This is a genomic window from Lentzea sp. CC55, assembly GCF_021056325.1.
Classification (GTDB): domain Bacteria; phylum Actinomycetota; class Actinomycetes; order Mycobacteriales; family Pseudonocardiaceae; genus Lentzea; species Lentzea jiangxiensis.
Map to the genome: position 1 here is coordinate 171657 of NZ_JAJCXE010000023.1, position 18905 is coordinate 190561.

An 18905-nucleotide genomic window follows, 5' to 3' on the forward strand; every position below is an offset into this window, starting at 1 on the left:
GCTTCGCCATGCGTTCGTTCGTCCACGCCCTGCCCAAAGTCGAGCTGCACGTCCACCTCGTCGGCTCCGCGGGCCTCGACACCGTCCTGGAACTCGCCCGGCGCCACCCGGAGGCCGGGGTGCCGGCGGACCGCGCCGAGCTGGAGCGCTTCTACGCGTTCCGGGACTTCGACCACTTCCTGCGGGTGTTCTGGGCCGTCCAGTCGATGCTGAAGGGCCGCGACGACGTCCACACGCTCGTCGTCGGCCTCGCCCGTGAGCTGGCCGGGCAGAACGTGCGGTACGCCGAGGTCACCGTGACGCCGTACAACCACCTGGTGGACGGCCTGTCCGGTGACGAGGTGCTGGCGGGCCTGCAGACGGGTCGCGCCGAGGCGTCGGCGCTCGGGGTCGAGCTGGCGTGGTGCTTCGACATCCCGGGCGAGAAGGGCCTGGCCGCCGGACGGGAGACGCTCGCGTTCGCGCTGTCCGAACGTCCGGAGGGCCTGGTCTCCTTCGGGCTCGGCGGACCGGAGGCCGGTGTCGGCCGAGCCCGGTTCGCGCCCTTCTTCGACGCGGCACGGGAAGCCGGTCTGCACAGCGTGCCGCACGCGGGGGAGACCACCGGTCCGGAGACCATCTGGTCGGCGGTGCGGGACCTGCGGGCCGAGCGGATCGGCCACGGCACGAGCTGCGTCGAGGATCCCGCGCTGGTGGAACACCTGGTGCACAAGGGGATCGCGCTGGAGGTGTGCCCGACGTCGAACGTCCGGACGCGGCAGGTGGCGTCGATCGAGGCGCACCCCGTGCGGCGGATGCTCGACGCCGGAGTGGTGGTCACGCTGAACACCGACGACCCGCCGTTCTTCGGCGCCACGCTGGAAGGCGAGTACGTCGCCGTGGCGGAGGCGTTCGGACTCGGCCACGCGGACGTCGCCCGGCTGGCCGAGAACGCGGTGCTGGCCTCGTTCCTGCCGAACAGCCGCAAGACCGTGCTGCTGGAGGAGATCGCGGGCGTGCTCGCCTCGGTCCGGTAGCACCCGCCGGGAGTCCACTCCGGATGGAACTCGGCGCGCCGGCCGGATCTGAGGGCCCAGACGGCGCCGGCGGCGTGTCACCGTCCGTACCGGTGGAACCGTCCGTCTTGGCGATGGACACCGCCGGTGCGGGCGAGGATCGTGCTGGGCGTGGAGCAGGTCGTCGAGGTGACGGACTTGGACGCGGCCAACGAGGTGCTGAACGCCGCTTACGGCCAGATGCGGCTCAACCGCGGCATCGAGCACCCGCACATGTGGATGTCGTCGCGGATACACGGGCAGATGAGGTTCGACGAGCTGCACGGGAGCATCAGCCTCGAGGTCAGCGTCGACCCGATGCAGAACTACGTCTTCGGGCACACGGGCGCGGGGATGGTCTACTACGGCTCGGGTGGCGAGGACCGCTACTGGCTGCCCGGTGAGTCGTTCCTGACGGCACCACCCGACAGCGGGTTCATCGGGGCGGTCTTCGACCCGCGGCTGTCGACGGTCACGCTGCCCCGGCCGGTCGTCGACGAGGTGGCCGACGACGTCCGGTTCGCGGGCTTCCGGCCCCTCTCGCCCGAGGCCGGTGCCGCGTGGTGGTCCACCTGCGTGCACCTGCGCGACGAGGTGCTGCCGCTGTTCGGGGACCACCCGCTGGTGTCGGCCAACGCGACCCGCCTGCTGGTGTCGGCGACGCTCGCCGCGTTCCCGAACAACTCGCTCGGCGGCCCGGCGCCGTCCGATCGGCGCGACGCGCACCCTCGGACCGTGCGTCGCGCCATCGCGTTCATCGAGGCCAACGCCGCGAATGAGATCACCGCCGCCGACATCGCCCGCGCCGCACAGGTGTCGATCCGGGCGACCCAGCTCGCGTTCCGCCGCCACCTCGACATGACACCGATGGCCTACCTCCGGCGCGTGCGCCTCTCCTGCGCGCACGCCGACCTGCGTGCGGCGAACGGCACCGTCACCGCGATCGCCGCTCGCTGGGGCTACGCCCGTCCGAGCGTCTTCGCGGCCCACTACCGCGCCGCGTACGGGGTTGCGCCGTCGAAGACGCTGCGGTCGGGCTGAGGCACTTCGTTTTCCCGGTCGCCGCTTCGTTCCCGCTGCTATCGGCCGGGCGCCCGGTGCGGTGAAGTGGTGGTGTCCCGTCCAGGGAGGCGAGGTCCGATGACCACCTGTGACACCACCCCGTTCGCCGTGCGGACGCAACGCTCCGGCACCCGTTTCGTGGTCACGTGCCAAGGCGAGATGGACATGACGACCTGCGAGGTGTTCTTCGCCGCGGTGCTGCCCGGCATCACGGACACCGCGACCGACCGCGTGCAGGTCGACCTCGCCGAGGTGACGTTCCTGTCCGCGAGCGGCCTGCGCACCCTCCTGCTCCTGCTGTGCGCCGCACACCGCAACGGCAAGTCGTTCGACCTGCACCACCTGCGGCCCCCGGTGCGCCGGGTGCTCGACCTGTTCGGCTACACCACTTTCAAGGCGGGGCTTGTGTGGGAGGCAACCATGTCGCCGGGAAGTCACCGCCACTAGCTTGACCAGCTATGTTGCTGCCCCTGGTCCTGGTGCTCGCGCTGACCCCGCCGACGTCCGCGATGACGGTGCCCGGCGCCGAGCACCAGCAGCTCACCCACCTCGCCGACCTCACGACCACGGGCCTGGTCGCCACCGGCCACACCGACCCGGCCGACTGGGCGGGCCTCACGAGCGCCGCCCTTCCCGTGCCCGGCGCCGTCCCGGGGATCCAGATCGACGGCTACTTCCCGGACACCTCCCGCACCAACACCAACCACGGCTGGCACGACTCCCAGTTCGTGGTCAGGCTCCCGGACCGCTGGAACGGCGGCCTGGTCGTCACCGGCGCGCCGGGCGTCCGCGAGCAGTACGCCAACGACCGCGCCATCTCCGACTGGGTCCTCTCCCGCGGTTACGCCTTCGCCTCCACCGACAAGGGCAACACCGGCGCCCAGTTCTACCGCGACGGCCGGGCGATCGAAGAGTGGAACCACCGCTTCACCCAACTGACCCTCGCCGCGAAGAAGGTCGTGTCCCAGCGCTACGGCCGCGCCCCGCGCCGCACCATCGCCACCGGCATCTCCAACGGCGGCTACCTCGTCCGCTGGCAGCTGGAGAACCGCCCGCACCTCTACGACGGCGGCGTGGACTGGGAAGGGACGCTGTGGACGGTCGCGGGCCCGAACCCGCTGACGTTCCTGCCTCCCGTGCTCCGCGCCTACCCGGCCTACCTGGCGGGCGAACCGGGCGCGCACGAGGCGATGGTGGCGGCGGGCTTCCCGGCCGGCACGGAATTCCTGTGGGACTACCACCACCGCTACTACTGGGACCTGACGCAACGCATCTACCGCGAGGAGTTCGACCCCGACTTCGACGGGGCCCTGGAGGCGGGGGTGCCGTTCTGCGCTTCCGGGACGCCCGCCTGCGACGCGGACTACTCGTACTCGGACCGCCGCCGGGTCGCGGGGCCGGCGGTGTCGCGGGTCGCGTTGACGGGGAAGGTGAAGCGGCCTCTGCTGACCGTGCACGGGACCTATGACGTGCTGCTGCCGATCAGCCAGGACTCGGACGTGTACGCGGAGATGACGCCCGACCGGTTGCACCGGTACTACCGGGTCGAGCAGGGGACTCACGTCGACGGTCTCGTGGACGCCCACCCGGATCGCTTGAGGCCGCTGGCGCCCTGCCACCGGGCGGCTTTCGTGGCGTTGGAGCGGTGGCTGGACGGGGTGCGGCCGCCGGCTTCAGCGACGCTGCCCAGGCCCGCTGACGTGGCCACCTGCCCGTTGTCGTGATCCAATCGGGGACGTGGCCACCATCGAGTACGTCCTCGGCGACATCACCGAGCAGGAAGTCGACGTGATCGTCAACGCCGCCAACTCCTCCCTCCTGGGAGGCGGCGGCGTGGACGGTGCGATCCACCGCAAGGGCGGCCCGGAGATCCTCGCCGAGTGCCGCGAGCTCCGGGCGGGGCACTACGGCGGCGGGCTCGAGACCGGTCAAGCCGTCGCCACCACCGCGGGCAGGCTCCGGGCGCGCTGGGTCGTGCACACCGTGGGTCCCGTGTACTCGCCCACCGAGGACCGCTCCGCCCTCCTGGCCGCCTGCCACCGCAACTCCCTGCGGGTGGCGGCAGACCTCGGCGCGCACACCATCGCGTTCCCCGCCATCTCCACCGGCATCTACCGGTGGCCGGTCGAACACGCCGCCGAAATCGCCCACGAGGCAACGAAAGACGCCCCGCTGGACCTGATCAGGTTCGTGCTGTTCGACCAGACCGCCTACGACGCCTACGCGCGCCGGTAGTCGTGGTCCGGGCCGGACGTCATCGGGCCACGGTGCTTTCCCTCACCAACAAGGAAAACGGGGTCTGGACGTCCTCCAGGGCGTCGTCGCGGGCCTCGACGCGGCGGTGCAGCAGGTCGACCGCGGCGCGGGCGATGGCGGTCTTGTCGGGGGCCACGGACGTCAGGGACGGGGAGCTGTAGGCGCTTTCCTCGTTGTTGTCGAAGCCGACGACGGCGAGGTCCGAGGGCACCCGGACGGAACGTTCGGCGGCGGCTCGCATGGCGCCGATGGCGAGGAGGTCGTTGAAGCAGAACACGGCGTCCGGTGGGGTGCGGAGGTCCAGCAACGACTTCATCGCGGCGGCGCCGTCGGCGCGGTGGTAGTTCAGGGCCGGCACGACGAGCTCGTCGACGAACGGCAGGGAGGCCTCCTCGAGGGCGGTGCGGTAGCCCTCCAGGCGCAGGGCGGCGGTGCCTCGGTGGGGGTGGGCGCCGATCGCGGCGATGCGCGTGCGGCCCAGGGAGATCAGGTGCTTCACGGCGGCCTGGGCGGCGGCCACGTTGTCGATGCCGACCCGGTCGATCGGGACGTCGACGGCGTGCTCGCCGAGCAGGACGGCGGGGACCGACAGCTGGAAGTCGTCGTCCTGCAACGCCTCCGGGCTGAGGATCGCGGCGTCCACGAGGTGCGGGCCCAGGGACGCTAGGGCCGAGCGTTCGCCCGCCAGGGTGCCGAAGGTCTGCTCGATGAGCACGTTCCACTCGTGCTCCTGGGCCGCGGCGATGACGAGGCCGGCCAGCTCCGCGAAGTAGGGGATCGAGAGCTCGGGCAGGACCAGGGCGATGAAGCCGGTGCGGCCGCGGCGCAGGTTGCGGGCGCCGAGGTTGGGGCGGTAGCCGGTCGCCTCCAGCGCCTCCTCGACGCGGCGGCGGTTGTCCGGTTTCACGAACGAGTAGCCGTTGACCACGTTCGACACGGTCTTCACCGAGACGCCCGCCAGGCGAGCGACGTCCTTCAGCGTGGCCAACACAGCCTCCTGGAAAAAGGTACCGGGAAAAGTACCGGGAAGTCCTCAGTCTTTACATCGTTGGAACAACGATGCAAATCTAGCGCCTGAGAGCGCGTCCACGCATAGCCCGGTGTAGGAGCCAAAGATGTCTCGCTTACTGCTCGTCGCTGTCGCCGCCCTGCTCGTGACCGGTTGCACCGCGAGGGAGAACCCGCAGACCACGACCAGTGGCGGGCCCGCCGCCAGTGCCGCGGAGAACCAGTCGTCCGGTCCGGGCTGCTCGCGCGCCGGGTCCGGGTACCCGCAGGTGGACCTCAAGGGCGCCGTCGTCGGCTTCTCCCAGTCGGAGAAGGAGGCCAACCCGTTCCGCACGGCCGAGACGCAGTCGATCAGGGACGAGGCCGCCAAGCGCGGAGCCGAGCTCCTCTACACCAACGCGCAGAGCGACCTGAACAAGCAGATCAGCGACATCAAGTCGTTGATCGACCGCGGCGCGAAGCTGCTGATCGTGGCGCCGCTCAACTCCGACGGCCTGCAGCCCGCGTTCGACGCGGCCAGGGCCAAGCAGGTGCCGGTCGTGACGATCGACCGCAAGGTGACCGCGCAGCCCTGCACGGACTACCTGACGTTCATCGGCTCGGACTTCGTCGAGCAGGGCAAGCGCGCCGCCCAGCAGATGATCAAGGCGACCGGCGGCACCGGCAAGGTCGCGATCCTGCTCGGCGCGTCGGGCAACAACGTCACGGTCGATCGCACCAAGGGCTTCAAGGACGGCATCGCGGGCACTCCCGGCCTGACCGTGGTCGCCGAGCAGACCGGTGAGTTCGACCGGTCGAAGGGCCAGGCCGTGATGGAGCAGCTCATCCAGAGCAACCCGGACATCACCGCCGTCTACGCCGAGAACGACGAGATGGGCGTCGGCGCCGTCACCGCCCTCAAGGCCGCGGGCAAGCAGCCCGGCAAGGACGTCAAGATCGTTTCCGTCGACGGCACGCGCAACGCCGTGCAGCTCGTCGCGGACGGCAGCTACACCGCGGTCGTCGAGTCCAACCCGCGCTTCGGCCCGCTCGCGTTCGACACGCTGGAGAAGTTCGGCAAGGGCGACGAGATCCCGAACACGATCGTGATCTCCGACGACGAGTACGACACCACCAACGCCGCGCAGAAGCTCGCCAATGCCTACTGACACGTCCACCGGCCCCGTCATCGAGGTCGCCGGCGTCACGAAGACCTTCGCCGGCGTCCGCGCCCTCGGCGACGTGGACTTCACCCTCGCGCGGGGTGAGATCCACGCGCTGGTGGGGGAGAACGGCGCCGGCAAGTCGACGCTGATCAAGGTCCTGACCGGCATCCACACCCCGGATGCCGGCCGGGTCACCCGCAACGGGCGGATCTCCACGATCTACCAGGAGGTCAACCTCGTCCCGCTGATGAGCGTGTCCGCCAACCTGTTCCTCGGCAGGGAGCCGCGCACCCGGTTCGGCCTGATCGACCGCGCCCGCCGGGACGCCGACGCCGCGGAGCTGTTGCGGGGCTACGGCATCACGGCGGACGTGAGCAGCCCGCTCGGGACGCTCGCGGTCGGTGAGCAGCAGATGGTCGCGCTCGCCAGGGCGGTCGAGGCCGACGCGGACGTCGTGATCATGGACGAGCCCACGTCGTCGCTGGAACCGCGCGAGGTGGAGACGCTGCTCGGTGTCGTGCGCACGCTGCACGAGGCCGGCATCGCGATCATCTACGTGAGCCACCGGATGGACGAGCTGTACCGGATCTGCGACACGGTCACGGTCCTGCGCGACGGGCGGAACGTGCACAGCGGTCCGTTGCGGGACCTCCCGCGCATCGAGCTGGTCTCGCTGATGCTCGGCAGGTCGGTGAAGGAGATCGAGAGCCACGGCACCACGGCGTTCGGCGAGAGCCACCACGCCGACGCGCACCCGGTGCTCGAGGCGCGGAACCTCACCAGCAAGCCGCGCATCAACGGGGTCAGCGTCTCGATCCGGCCCGGTGAGGTCGTCGGCCTCGCCGGCCTGCTCGGATCCGGCCGCACGGAGACCGCGAAGGCGATCCTCGGCGCGCTTCCGATCGACGGCGGCACCGTCGTCGTCGCGGGCGCACCGGTGGCGCGCGGCGTCAAGGCGGCCACCAGGGCGGGCATCAGCATGCTCGCCGAGGACCGCAAGACGGAGGGGATCATCCCGAACCTGTCCGTGCGCGAGAACATCGTTCTCGCGGCGCTGCCGAGGCTCAGCCGGTTCGGCGTGGTCAGCAGGGCGAAGCAGGACAGGATCGTCGACACCTTCGTGCGGCGCCTGCGCATCAAGGTGTCGAGCCCCGAGCAGAAGGTCTCGGAGCTCTCCGGCGGCAACCAGCAGAAGGTGCTGCTGGCCCGGTGGCTGTGCACCGAACCGAAGATCCTGCTCCTCGACGAGCCGACGCGCGGCATCGACGTCGGCGCCAAGGCCGAGGTGCAGGCCCTGGTCGACGAGCTCGCCCGGGAGGGCCTGGCGGTGCTGCTGATCAGCTCCGAGCTCGACGAGCTGCTCGACGGCGCGGACCGGCTCGTCGTGCTGAGGGACGGCACCGTCGCCGGGGAACTGGAAGGGGACCGGCTCACCCGTGAGCACGTGCTCGAGGCCATCGCGGCGGAGGTGACCGATGACGCTGACAGCCACTAGAACGGCCGCGCGAACGCGGTGGTTGCAGGACAACGGTGTCTACGTCGCCGTTGGCGTGCTGCTGCTGTTCAACGCCCTGTTCACGGCCAACTTCCTGACGACGGGCAACTTCACCACCCAGCTCGTGCAGGCGGCACCCGTGCTGATCGTCGCGCTCGGCATGGCGCTGGTGATCGGCACCGAGGGCGTCGACCTGAGCGTCGGCGCGGTCATGGCGCTGGCCGCCGCGATCATCCCGCTGTACCTGGGCGCCGGACCGCTCGTCGCGATCACGATGGCCCTGGTGGCGGGTGTGCTCGCCGGGGTGGTGAACGGCGTCCTCGTCGCCAGGGTCGGCATCCAGCCGATCGTCGCGACCCTGGCGCTCCTGGTGGGCGGGCGCGGCCTGGCGCTGGTCATCGCGGACGGCCAGCTCGTCCAGCTGCACGACCCGGCGTTCCTCGCGCTCGGCACCGGCGACGTGCTCGGCGTCCCGATCAGCGTGCTGGTCGCGGGCGTGCTGGCGGTCGCGGTGGCGGCGCTGACGAACCGCACCACGTTCGGCCGCCAGCTCGTCGCGATCGGCGGCAACCGCAAGGCGGCCACCCTGGCGGGGCTCCCGGTCAACCGGGTGCTGATCGGCGTCTACGCGATCTGCGGCGTGCTCGCCGCGGTCGCGGGCGTGCTGGCCACGTCGAGGCTGTCCGCCGGCGACCCGGCCGACATGGGCCTGCTGATGGAGCTGTCCGCGATCACCGCGGTGGTCGTCGGGGGAACCCCGCTCACCGGGGGCAGGGTCCGGGTTCTCGGCACGGTGTTCGGCGTGGTCCTGATGCAGCTCGTCAGGGCGACGCTGATCAAGCACGACCTGCCGGACTCGATCGCGCAGATGATCCAGGCCGCGATCATCATCGCCGCCGTCTACGTGGCACGGGAGCGCCGATGACCACCACCGCCACACCGGCCGGCACCGCCGCGGTCCCGGCCGGGGCGTCACGGGCGAAGGTCCTGCAACGCCAAGGCGCCGCCGTCGCGCTCGCGCTGGTGGTCGCGGTGTCCTGGCTGGTCTTCCCGCGCTTCGGCAGCCTCGACAACCTGCGCGACCTCGCGCTGCAGGGCGCGTTCCTCGCGGTGATCGCGCTCGGCATGACGTTCGTGATCATCACCGGCGGCATCGACCTGTCCGTGGGCTCGGTCTACGCCCTGGGCGGTGTGCTCGCGGCCTGGGGCTCGCAGCACGGGTTCCTCGTCGCGTTGCTGCTGCCGCTGGTGGTGTGCGGGCTCATCGGGCTGGTCAACGGGCTGCTGATCGCCCGCACGAACATGGCGCCGTTCATCGTCACGCTGGCGTCCCTGCTGTTCGCGCGCGGCCTGCTGCTCGTCATCACCGACGAGGGCGCCACCACCTACCGGATCCCGCCGGACAGCGCGTTCGTCGAACTGGGGCGCGGCACCGTCTTCGGCTTCGGCTACCCGATCTTCGTCGCGGCCGTGCTGTGCCTGCTGGGCGGGGTCGTGCTGCACCGCACCAGCTTCGGGCAGAACGTGTTCGCCACCGGGGGAGCCGAGCAGTCGGCCGTCCTCATGGGCGTGCCGATCGCCAGGACGAAGGTCCTCGTCTACACGACGAGCGGCACGCTGGCAGGCCTCGCCGGCGCCCTGACCGCCGCTTACCTGCAGTCCGGCGTCACGGTCATCGGCGTCGGCCTCGAACTCGACGCGATCGCCGTCGTCGTCATCGGCGGCACCCTGCTGACCGGCGGCATGGGCACGGTGCTCGGCACCGTGATCGGCGTCGGCCTGATCAAGGTCATCCAGAACGTCATCAACCAGATCGGCACGCTCGACAGCAACTACCAGTCGGTGGTCAGCGGCGCGTTCCTCCTCATCGTCGTCGTCCTGCAACGAATACTCCGGAGATAGGAGCACCATGACCAGACGCGTCCTGGGCGTGTTGGTCGGCATCCTGATCACGTCCACCTCCCTCACCCCCACAGCGCACGCGGTGGAGTGGGTCCCCAAGACCCCTCCGCTGTCGACGCCCTGGACCTCCCAGGTGTCGCCGGCGAATGCGCTGCCCGAGTACCCGCGTCCGCAGCTCCAGCGCCCCGAGTGGCAGAACCTCAACGGTGTGTGGGAGTTCGCGGGCGCACCGGACCTCGGCAACCCGCCGATCGGCAGGCCACTGGCCGAGGGCGTCCTCGTGCCGTACCCGATCGAGTCCGCTCTGTCGGGCATCAAGCGGCACGAGGACAACATGTTCTACCGCCGCACCTTCACCATTCCGTCCACTTGGAACGGTCGCAACGTCAAGCTCAACTTCGGCGCGGTGACCTGGGAGACGCGCGTCTGGGTCAACGGCCGGCAGGTCGGCACGCACACCGGCGGCTTCGACGCGTTCTCGTTCGACATCACCTCCGCGCTCCAGGCGGGCACGAACGAGATCGTCGTCGGCGTGCACTCGCCGGTCGACGGCAGCCGGTACCCGGTCGGCAAGCAGCGCCGCAGCCCGAGCGGCATCTTCTACACCGCCGCGTCGGGGATCTGGCAGACGGTGTGGCTCGAACCGGTGCGCAGCGCGCACATCACGCGGCTCGACACCACGCCGAACGTCGCCGCGGGCGCTCTCGACCTCGTCGTGCAGGGCACCGCGGGGCAGTCCGTCACCGCCGAGGTGCTCAGCGGCGGGCAGGTCGTCGGCAGGCAGACCGGCACGACCGGCACCTCGCTGCGGGTCCCGGTGCCGAACGCCCGGCTGTGGTCGCCCGACGACCCGTTCCTCTACGACCTGCGCGTGACCCTGGGCAGCGGTGACTCCGCCACCGGCTACTTCGGCATGCGCTCGCTCGGCAAGGCGGTGGTCGGCGGCGTCATGCGGCCGTTGCTCAACGGGAAGTTCGTCTTCCAGAGCGGCACCCTCGACCAGGGCTACTGGCCGGACGGCATCTACACCGCGCCGACCGACGCGGCCCTGCGGTGGGACCTCGAACGCCAGAAGGCGCTGGGGTTCAACATGGTCCGCAAGCACATCAAGGTCGAACCGGCGCGCTGGTTCTACCACGCCGACCGGCTGGGCCTGCTGGTGTGGCAGGACATGCCGTCGCTCGACGCGGTCGACGAGGTGCCGAACGGGCGCGCGAACTTCGAGTCCGAGTTGCGCCGGATGATCGACCAGCTCAAGGGCATCACGTCGATCGTGCAGTGGGTGCCGTTCAACGAGGGCTGGGGCGAGTACGACGCCGGCCGGATCGTCGACCTGGTCCGCTCGATCGACAACACCCGCCTGGTCAACCACAACTCGGGGTCCAACTGCTGCGTCTCGGACCCCGATCCCGGCAACGGCGACGTCGTCGACGACCACCACTACCAGATCTCGGCGAACACCCGGCAGCCCGACGCCAACCGGGTGGCGGTGCTCGGCGAGTTCGGTGGCCTGGGCCGCAGGATCGCCGGTCACGAGTACCAGCCGGGTGCCGGATTCGCCTACGGAGCCCTGTACCCGGACGAAGCGTCGCTGACCAAGCGCTACGAGGAGGTCATCAAGCAGGTCCAGCGGCTCGTCCACACGCGCGGGTTGTCCGCCATGGTCTACACCGAGCCCTACGACGTGGAGAACGAGGTCAACGGCTTCTACACCTACGACCGGCGCGTGCTGAAGATGACCGAGTCGCGGGTGCGGGCCGTCAACCTCGGGGTGCTCGCCGTCGCGCGCGGCACGGCGGTGAGCCCCGACGACGTGGTGTCGTTGCGCGTCACCACTTCCGGCTACACGAACCGGTACCTGCGGCACCAGGACTCGCTGGCCCGCACCGACGTGATCAGCACCGACCTCGGCAGGCTCGACGCCACGTTCCACCCGCGGCCCGGACTCGCCGACGCGGCCTGCCTGTCGTTCGAGTCGCGGAACTTCCCCGGCCGGTTCCTCAGGCACAGCAACGGTCGCATCCGGACCGACGTGAACAACGGCACGATCGCGGCGGACGCCACGTTCTGCGCGCGGGAAGGCTCGGGCGGCACCGCGCTGGAGTCCTACAACGTGCGCGGTTCGTTCGTGCGGCACCACAACGAGGGCGTGTACCTGGCGCGCTCCGGTGGCCCGAACCCCTGGGACACCGCGAGCTCGTTCGCCGCGGACACCACGTGGGCGATCGGCACAGGCCTGTGGCGCAGCGGCGCGGATCTGCCGCTCGACCAGGCGCGGTCGTTCCGGGTGACCACGCCCGGCTTCGCGGACCGCTACCTGCGGCACCGGGAGTCGTTGGCGCGCACGGACGTCGTGACCGGCACGAGTGACGCGCTGACCAAGGGCGACGCGACGTTCGTGGTGCGCCGCGGGCTCGCCGACCCGACCTGCTACTCGCTCGAGTCGCGCAACATCCCCGGCCAGTTCCTGCGGCACGCGGACTTCCGCGTCCGCCTCGGCACCAACGACAACACCGACCTGTTCCGGCGCGACGCGACCTTCTGCGCGCAGCAGGGCACCGGAGGCGTGCGACTGGAGTCGGTCAACGAGCTGGGCACGAACATCCGGCACTACCAGGAGGAGGTCTGGGTCGCCTCGAACGGCGGCGCGCACGTGTACGACAACCCCGTCTCGTACGACCAGGACGTGAGCTGGGCCGTCAGCTCCCCCTGGACGCCGTAGGAAGATGGGCGCTGCCCGGGGACGTGCGCGTCCCCGGGCGGTGTCAGGTGAACAGGATCCGCTTCGCCACGGCCTTTCCCGGCGGGGTGCGCAGTGCGCTGAAAGCGAGCTCGGCGAGACCCGGCGCGCGCACGAGCGACAACCCGCGCCGCATCAGGGACCTGCTGCGGTACCGGCGCCGCAGGGCCGCCGCGTCGTAGTGCTCCAGCACGTACCTGTTGCCGCTGCGCAGGTAGTCGAACGTCACCGACGCGGCGAGCTCGGACATCCGCATGCACGGGTCGAGTCCGCCCGCCGTGAGCGGTGAGACCGCTCCGGCCGCGTCCCCGACCAGAAGACCCCGCGGCGACACGATCCTGCGCAGCAGCCCGCCGACGGGGATCGGCCCGCCCCGGCGCTTGACCGGGCCGGCGGGCTCCGGCGTCGGGAAGCTGTCGCGGAAGCGCCGCAGCAGCTGGGGCAGCGGTGCGCCGAACCGGTCGGCGCGGCCAGCCAGCCCGACGTGCGCGTGCTCGCCGTCGTCGATGACCCAGGCGATGTAGCCGGGTGCGAGCCGGGGGTCGACCACGCAGTGGAACGTCGGCACCGAGCCGGTCCTGACCGGGTAGACCTCCTCGATGCCGGTGATCAGCCGCCGGTTGACGTCGAGGCCGAGGGTCTTCGCCACGGTGGACCGCGCGCCGTCCGCGCCGATCGTGAAGCGCGCCTTCGTGGACTTTGCCGGATAGCTCGCGTTGAGGCGGACCCGCGCGCCCGCGCGTTCGGCGTCGCGGACAGCGGCGGCGTAGATGCCCTCCATGTCACCGACGCGGAACTCGTCCCGGGCGCTCACGAACTCGACCGGTTCCCGCAGAGAAGGCGGGTAGAGGAGCACGCGCCGCACCGCGGGCCCGAGGTGCGGCAGCTCGTAGTCGTCGAGCGTGCGCCGGACGAAGATGCCGGTGGTGCGGATGCCGGTCTCGAGGCTCGTCCTGCGCTCGCACACGGCCACGTCGAGCCCCGCGCCGGCGAGCAGCCGCGCGGTGTTGAGGCCGGCCAGCCCGGCGCCGACCACGAGCACGTCCACGGTGTCCATGCCGCACGACGCTAGATCCGCGCACGGCTGGATTTTCCGCCGACGGCCACACCTTCACCGGATCTGCACCGGATCTCCACAAGTGCGGCGAGGTGGCTGTGCCGCCGCGTCCGGAGACGTGGACGCGATGGCGATTGCCCAGAGCGGCCAGTACCCGCTCGTGGTGCACATGCCACCTCGTTGAAGGGCACCACCGGTGTACCGGAACGAACAGGGGGTGTTCCCAGAAGGCCTTCCACAGGCGAGAATCGCCCGTGTGGGGGACGTACGCGGACGAACTGTCGAAAGCAGGGCTGGTGTAGCCGCCTTCCTGGCCGGCGTGTGGCTGGTCGCCGCGCCACCGGTGCTGCACTTCGGTGCTTCGCTGCACGCCTTCCGGCCGTACTGGTGGTCGATGGGCTTGGCCGTCGTCATCATGCTGCTCGGCATGGTGCGGGCGATGGCGCCGTTGGACGTGCCGTTCATCCAGCCGCTGACGATCGCGCTGGCCGGGTGGCTGATCGTCGTGGCGCTGCGGCCGGCGGAAGGCGGCGTGTGGGCCGTTTGGCTCAACCAGCTCGTCGTGGCGGGCGTCATCGCGCTGTCCGCCGGAATCGCGTTGTTGATCAGCCTGCGCAGATGAGGTCGTGGTGCGGTCCGCGGTGCTCGTCGCCGTGTCGACCGGCAGCGGTCAGGCTTCGCGGACAGCACCGTGCAGGAGTCGGGTGGGGGTAGGCCTGATACACCCATCTTTTCGCGGCCGAAGGTGAGGGGTCGACCCTCATGCCATCGACGTCTGCGCAGGTCACGCTTCTCCTATCGAAGGGGCCGCGGGAGGTGGCCCCCTTCCACAGGAGGCAGAACCCCATGTTGCGCAAGGTCGTCATCGCCACCCTCGCCACCGCCGCCGTCAGCTCTGTCGCCCTGCCCGGCCTCGCCGCCGCCGACCCGATCATCGGCACGCCGCCGCCGTGCGTGAAGATCGCCGACATCACCGGCCCCGACTTCGAGGTCAAGCAGTGCGGCGTCAGCGACGTCGACCAGTACCGCGCCGGCTTCGCGGCCAACGGCGGCACCCACTGCGGTCCGTCGTCGCTCTACAACGTGCTGCACTACTGGGGGCACGAGAAGCAGGCACCGGTCGGCTGGCTCACCACCAAGGTCCGCAACCTCGACCCCAGGAACCCGGCCGACTACGGCATCGTCACCAACTCGATCGGCCGGATCGCCACGGATTCCCAGTGGAGCGTCGAGGACGGCACCTTCTCGGGCAACCTGCGCACCGCGTGGAACATCGCCACCAAGCCCGCCCGGGACGCCGGGTGGTCCACGGCGACCGGCGGGATCGGCACCACCGCCGGCCCGGACTTCGCGGGTGAGCTGGCCAAGAAGCTCAGCCAGGGCCCGGTGCAGATGTGGTACGGCCGCTACGTCGCCGGTCCGCAGAACAGCCTCAAGCGCGACGGCGGGCACCTCGTCACGGTGGTGTCGGCCAAGGGTTCCTTCGGCGGTGACTTCGTGCAGCTGCGGCTGGCCGACCCGGCCGAGGCGGCCGACCACGGCAAGCCGGGCTACCTCGACACGCAGTCCGCCTACGAGACGTTGGCCGTGACGTTGACGCGCCGGTCGGTCTACGAGTACCTGCCCGTGAAGGACGACGAGGCGACGCCGGTCGACGAGAGCCTGCAGCCCGGCACGTACCGCTCGGTCGAGCGCTGGGAGCTGTCCGGCACGGCGTACGCCGACCAGAACAAGCCGCTGGTCGAGGGCTTCAACTGGTTCACGATGTCCCCGCCGGTCGGCTGAGCCCTCGGATGCGCAGGCCCCGCTCGCCGAGCGGGGCCTCTCGCCGTCCCGGTGGGGTTCGGCGGAACGGCCGAACCCTTGTCGCAGCGCTACCGGGCCGAAGTGGAGCCGGATCTCCGCTCGGAACTCGAACCGGGCCGGCGACGGTCGTGCAGCTCGTTCCGCAACTCGGCGGCCGCTTCGGGGTCGAGCCTTTCCTCCGAGTCCTGGGGTTCGCCTCCTGCGCCTGTTGCGGCTGTGTCCAGGGCCAGGCAGACCCACCACCGCGGCAGCACCGGGACGAGGGGTTGGCGGCCGGGATCGCGGATGTCCACACCACCTGCGGCAGCCAGTGGGTGCACGCGACTCTGCGCCACCGCCGGGACCCGGGAACTCGTGCCGCGGTGGCTGACACTCGAGGACTTCCTCGCCGCGCACCGCGACGAGATCCTGCTCGGCTAGTACGTGCGGGCGATCTCGTCGAACACGGACTTGAACTCCGCGAACCGCTCGGCGCCGACGAGTTCGGCGAACCGCCGCTCGATCTCACCGATGATCCTCTTGGCCAGCACCATCTCCGCGTGGCCCCGCTCGGTGGGCACGACGAGCTTCGCGCGGCGGTCCGCCGGGTCCGGCTGACGGGTGACGTAACCGAGGGTCTCCAACTCGTCGATCAGCGTGCCGATGACCTGCTTGTGCTGCCCGGAGCGTTCGGACAGCTCGCTCGCCCGGCTGCCGTCCGCGCCGAGGTGGGCCATGACGGCGCCGTGCCGCGGGCGGAGCTGTCCGTGGCCCGACTCGGAGAGGCGGGTGAAGAGCTCCTTCTGGAACCCGGAGAGCAGGTGCGCGGAAAGGACGCCGACGTCGGGCATGGCGACGATGGTAACGCGGGAGACGGGTCGTCCGAAGAGGACGGACGGGTGGCCCGCCTCGCGGCGGGCCACCGGACGTCAGCCCTGCGGCTCGTACAGGCTGAACGGCGTGCCCTGGTCGTCGGTGCAGTGGGCGATGCGGCCGACCTCCGGCACCGCTTGGACGTCGTCGGCCTTGCCGCCCAGCTCGGCGACCCTGAGCACGGACGCGTCGATGTCCGCGGTGTGGAAGTAGATCCGCGGCTGGGTGAGCCGGGCGTCCCTGGCCGCGATGGCGCCGGCCGCGCCGTTGGTGATCACGTGGTAGTCCTCGCCCATCGGGCTGGTGTCCCAGCCGAACACCCCGGCGTAGAAGACCCGCGCCCGCCCGGTGTCGTCGGCGGGCAGTTCGAACCAGTTGACCTGTCCGGACATCTCGATCGCTCCTTCGGCTCGGTCGGTGTTGTGAGCGGAGGACGAGCGGGGAGCGGAGAACTCGACATCAGGTCCGGAGATTCCTCCTGCCCTGGTCGAAGTGGTCGAGGGCGGCACCCACGGCGGCGGCGACGGTCACCTCGAAGACCTCGTCCTCGGTGTGCTCCCGTGCGAGCCGTGCCACGTCCTCGTCGGTGATCCGGTGGGAGGCCGACCGGACCGTTGCCGCGTAGGAACCCCACGCATCTCCGGCGGCCGCCGCACGGCGCAGTGCGACGGGCGTGCGGGCGGGGGCGTCCAGCACGGCACGGCGCAGCTCTTCGGGGCCACCGGCGCCGGGACCGGTGAGAAAGCGCGGGAACCGGTAGCCGAACCTGTGCAGCGACCGGGTGCCCGACTCGAGCTGGCCCGGCCGCAGCGCGAACCCGAATGCGTTCGCGAGCCGGTTCACCACGTGGAAGACCAGGCTGACGTCCAGCGCGTCCGCCAGAGCGGTCCGGGACACACCTCCGGGAGGGGACAGGGTTTCCAGGAACCGCGAGGCCGCGACGAGCTCGGGCCGCGGCGGCGACGGGTCTCCGGCGATCTTCAGCAGCTCGGCGTGCGTGGCCGCGCAGAAGGGGCACCGCAGGCGCTCGGACGTGCTCCGCGCCAGGTACTCCCGTTCGCCCGCCGTCCAGGACGACGGCCCGCGCATCGTCCTGGCCGTGAGGTCGAGGAACACCGAACCGAAGAACTCCGGGCGGTACAGCAGCGCCTTCGGCACGTCCGACATCGGAACGCCCGACACCAGCCTGCTGAAACCGAAGAACAACCGCACCGCCGGCCGGTGGCCGCGGTCGAGCACGTCCAGCCTCATCAGGACACCTCCAGCGAACGCAGACGCCCGGTCAGGAAACGACGATCCGCCGCGCTCACCGCCAGCTCCAGCGCGGTCCGGTACGCCGCGACGGCCTCGTCCCGCCGCCCCAGGCGCCGCAGCAGGTCGGCCCGGGCGGAGTGCAGCAGGTGGTACTCGGAGAGGCCGGTGATCCCGTCGATCAGCTCGAGCCCGGCGGCGGGACCGGCGGTCATCGCGACGGCGACCGCGTGGTTGAGCCGCACCACCGGAGTCGGTGCCACCACGAGGAGTTCGGCGTAGAGGGCGGCCACGCGGTCCCAGTCGACCGGGTCCTGCACGTGCAGGGCGGCGATCACGGCGTGCAGTACGTACGGGCCCGGTGAGCCGAACCGCAGCGCGCGGTCCAGCAGCGCCATGCCCTCGGCGATCTCGTCGGTGTTCCACAACGCGCGGTCCTGGTCCTCCAGCAGCACCACGTCACCGCCGGCGGACAGGCGGGCGGCGCTGCGCGAGTTGTGCAGCAGCATCAACGCCACCAGGCCGTGCGCCTCCGGTTCGTCGGGCATCAGGGCCGCCAGCAGCTTGGCCAGCCGCAGCGCTTCGAGCCGGAGCGAGGCGTCCGCGGTCGTGTAGCCGCGCGTGAAGACGAGGTACAGCACCGCGAGCACACCCCGCAGGCGCTCGGGCAGCAGGTGGTCGGCGGGCACCTCGAACGTGATGCCGGCGTCGCGGATCTTGCGCTTGGCCCTGACCAGGCGCTGCGCCAGCGCGGGTTCGGCCACGAGGAACGTCCGCGCGATCTGCGCCGCCGTGAAACCCGCCACCGCCTGCAGGGTCAGCGCCACCCGGGACTCCTCGGCGAGCGCGGGGTGGCAGCACGTGAACATCAGGCTCAGCCGTTCGTCGCCCAGCGACACCAGCTGCTTCTCGCTCATCGTGACCGCCTCGGGTGCGGGGGCGGGCAGCTTCGCGCGTGCCATCCTGGCGTGGCGCAGGCGGTCGAGGGCGTGGTTGCGCGCGACGGTGAGCAGCCACGCGAACGGGTCGTCCGGCACCCGCGCGCGCGGCCACCTCCGCAGCGCCTGCGAGCACGCCTCCTGCAGCGCGTCCTCGGCCAGCTCGAAGTCGCCGAGGGCCCGCACGAGCGCCGCGAGCATCCTGGTCCGGTGCTCGCGGTACACGCGTTCGACCGCGGCCGACGCGAGGTCGCTCATGCCACCCCGTGGTTCAGCCCGGGGATGCGCTCGACGGGCCGCACCTCGACCGTGGCGCCGAACTGGGCCTGAGGCATCATCTCGGCGAGCTCCAGGGCCTC

Annotated in this window: 19 protein-coding genes; 13 read left to right on the top strand and 6 right to left on the bottom strand. The window is 71.0% G+C overall.

From position 1 onward, the window contains the following. Positions 1-8: 8 nt before the first annotated feature. From add to L6E10_RS21400, 5 genes are all read left to right on the top strand, one after another. Positions 9-1016 carry an adenosine deaminase gene (gene add, locus L6E10_RS21380; protein WP_236221295.1) on the top strand — a complete coding sequence of 336 codons (1008 nt, stop codon included), beginning with the start codon at positions 9-11 and terminating at the stop codon, positions 1014-1016. Positions 1017-1142: 126 nt separating this feature from the next. Further along, on the top strand, positions 1143-2075 hold the full coding sequence (locus L6E10_RS21385; RefSeq protein ID WP_236221296.1) for a helix-turn-helix transcriptional regulator: 933 nt from the start codon (positions 1143-1145) through the stop codon (positions 2073-2075). A 99-nt stretch (positions 2076-2174) separates the two neighbouring features. Next, positions 2175-2543 carry an STAS domain-containing protein gene (locus tag L6E10_RS21390; protein ID WP_236221297.1) on the top strand — a complete coding sequence of 123 codons (369 nt, stop codon included), beginning with the start codon at positions 2175-2177 and terminating at the stop codon, positions 2541-2543. An 11-nt stretch (positions 2544-2554) separates the two neighbouring features. Then, on the top strand, positions 2555-3820 hold the full coding sequence (locus L6E10_RS21395) for a tannase/feruloyl esterase family alpha/beta hydrolase (protein ID WP_236221298.1): 1266 nt from the start codon (positions 2555-2557) through the stop codon (positions 3818-3820). A gap of 4 nt (positions 3821-3824) precedes the next feature. Next, positions 3825-4331, top strand: a complete 507-nt coding sequence (locus L6E10_RS21400) for an O-acetyl-ADP-ribose deacetylase (protein WP_236221317.1) — start codon at positions 3825-3827, stop codon at positions 4329-4331. 19 nt (positions 4332-4350) lie between these two features. Here the strand turns inward: L6E10_RS21400 and L6E10_RS21405 are convergent, their stop codons facing one another. Further along, positions 4351-5343: a LacI family DNA-binding transcriptional regulator gene (locus tag L6E10_RS21405; protein WP_236221299.1), complete on the bottom strand. Its 993-nt coding sequence runs from the start codon at positions 5341-5343 to the stop codon at positions 4351-4353. 124 nt (positions 5344-5467) lie between these two features. On the opposite strand from L6E10_RS21405, the gene L6E10_RS21410 reads away from it, so the two are divergent. From L6E10_RS21410 to L6E10_RS21430, 5 genes are read left to right on the top strand one after another with little or no spacing between them, the layout of a single operon-like run. Then, on the top strand, positions 5468-6508 hold the full coding sequence (locus L6E10_RS21410) for an ABC transporter substrate-binding protein (RefSeq protein WP_236221300.1): 1041 nt from the start codon (positions 5468-5470) through the stop codon (positions 6506-6508). Beyond that, a complete protein-coding gene (locus L6E10_RS21415) occupies positions 6498-8000 on the top strand; it encodes a sugar ABC transporter ATP-binding protein (RefSeq protein ID WP_236221301.1) in 1503 nt (500 codons plus the stop codon). The genes L6E10_RS21410 and L6E10_RS21415 overlap by 11 nt, the downstream gene beginning before the upstream one ends. After that, the gene (locus L6E10_RS21420) at positions 7981-8925 is read left to right on the top strand and encodes an ABC transporter permease (protein WP_236221302.1); all 945 of its coding nucleotides are present in this window, start codon (positions 7981-7983) and stop codon (positions 8923-8925) included. The genes L6E10_RS21415 and L6E10_RS21420 overlap by 20 nt, the downstream gene beginning before the upstream one ends. Then, positions 8922-9902, top strand: coding sequence for an ABC transporter permease (locus L6E10_RS21425; RefSeq protein WP_236221303.1), 981 nt, complete (start codon positions 8922-8924; stop codon positions 9900-9902). Before L6E10_RS21420 ends, L6E10_RS21425 begins: the two co-directional genes overlap by 4 nt. A gap of 7 nt (positions 9903-9909) precedes the next feature. Beyond that, on the top strand, positions 9910-12624 hold the full coding sequence (locus tag L6E10_RS21430) for an AbfB domain-containing protein (RefSeq protein WP_236221304.1): 2715 nt from the start codon (positions 9910-9912) through the stop codon (positions 12622-12624). A 43-nt stretch (positions 12625-12667) separates the two neighbouring features. Here the strand turns inward: L6E10_RS21430 and L6E10_RS21435 are convergent, their stop codons facing one another. Beyond that, the gene (locus tag L6E10_RS21435) at positions 12668-13699 is read right to left on the bottom strand and encodes an NAD(P)/FAD-dependent oxidoreductase (protein ID WP_236221305.1); all 1032 of its coding nucleotides are present in this window, start codon (positions 13697-13699) and stop codon (positions 12668-12670) included. Positions 13700-14018: 319 nt separating this feature from the next. Between L6E10_RS21435 and L6E10_RS21440 the strand changes: the two genes are divergently transcribed. From L6E10_RS21440 to L6E10_RS40400, 3 genes are all read left to right on the top strand, one after another. After that, on the top strand, positions 14019-14321 hold the full coding sequence (locus L6E10_RS21440) for a hypothetical protein (protein WP_236221306.1): 303 nt from the start codon (positions 14019-14021) through the stop codon (positions 14319-14321). A gap of 224 nt (positions 14322-14545) precedes the next feature. Continuing rightward, complete coding sequence (locus tag L6E10_RS21445; protein ID WP_236221307.1) at positions 14546-15484, top strand: hypothetical protein; 939 nt, start codon at positions 14546-14548, stop codon at positions 15482-15484. 306 nt (positions 15485-15790) lie between these two features. Continuing rightward, entirely contained in the window at positions 15791-15925 is a 135-nt protein-coding gene (locus tag L6E10_RS40400; RefSeq protein ID WP_275676829.1) for a hypothetical protein, read from the top strand. Here L6E10_RS40400 and L6E10_RS21450 read toward each other — a convergent pair. The 4 genes from L6E10_RS21450 to L6E10_RS21465 all read right to left on the bottom strand — a co-directional run bounded on the left by L6E10_RS21450 (position 15922) and on the right by L6E10_RS21465 (position 18804). Then, positions 15922-16335, bottom strand: a complete 414-nt coding sequence (locus L6E10_RS21450; protein ID WP_236221308.1) for a MarR family winged helix-turn-helix transcriptional regulator — start codon at positions 16333-16335, stop codon at positions 15922-15924. The two genes, L6E10_RS40400 and L6E10_RS21450, sit on opposite strands and share 4 nt — an antisense overlap. A gap of 78 nt (positions 16336-16413) precedes the next feature. After that, on the bottom strand, positions 16414-16749 hold the full coding sequence (locus L6E10_RS21455; RefSeq protein WP_236221309.1) for a VOC family protein: 336 nt from the start codon (positions 16747-16749) through the stop codon (positions 16414-16416). 67 nt (positions 16750-16816) lie between these two features. Next, positions 16817-17608, bottom strand: coding sequence for a hypothetical protein (locus L6E10_RS21460; protein ID WP_236221310.1), 792 nt, complete (start codon positions 17606-17608; stop codon positions 16817-16819). After that, a complete protein-coding gene (locus L6E10_RS21465; protein ID WP_236221311.1) occupies positions 17608-18804 on the bottom strand; it encodes an RNA polymerase sigma factor in 1197 nt (398 codons plus the stop codon). Before L6E10_RS21465 ends, L6E10_RS21460 begins: the two co-directional genes overlap by 1 nt. Between the last annotated feature and the right edge of the window lie 101 nt (positions 18805-18905).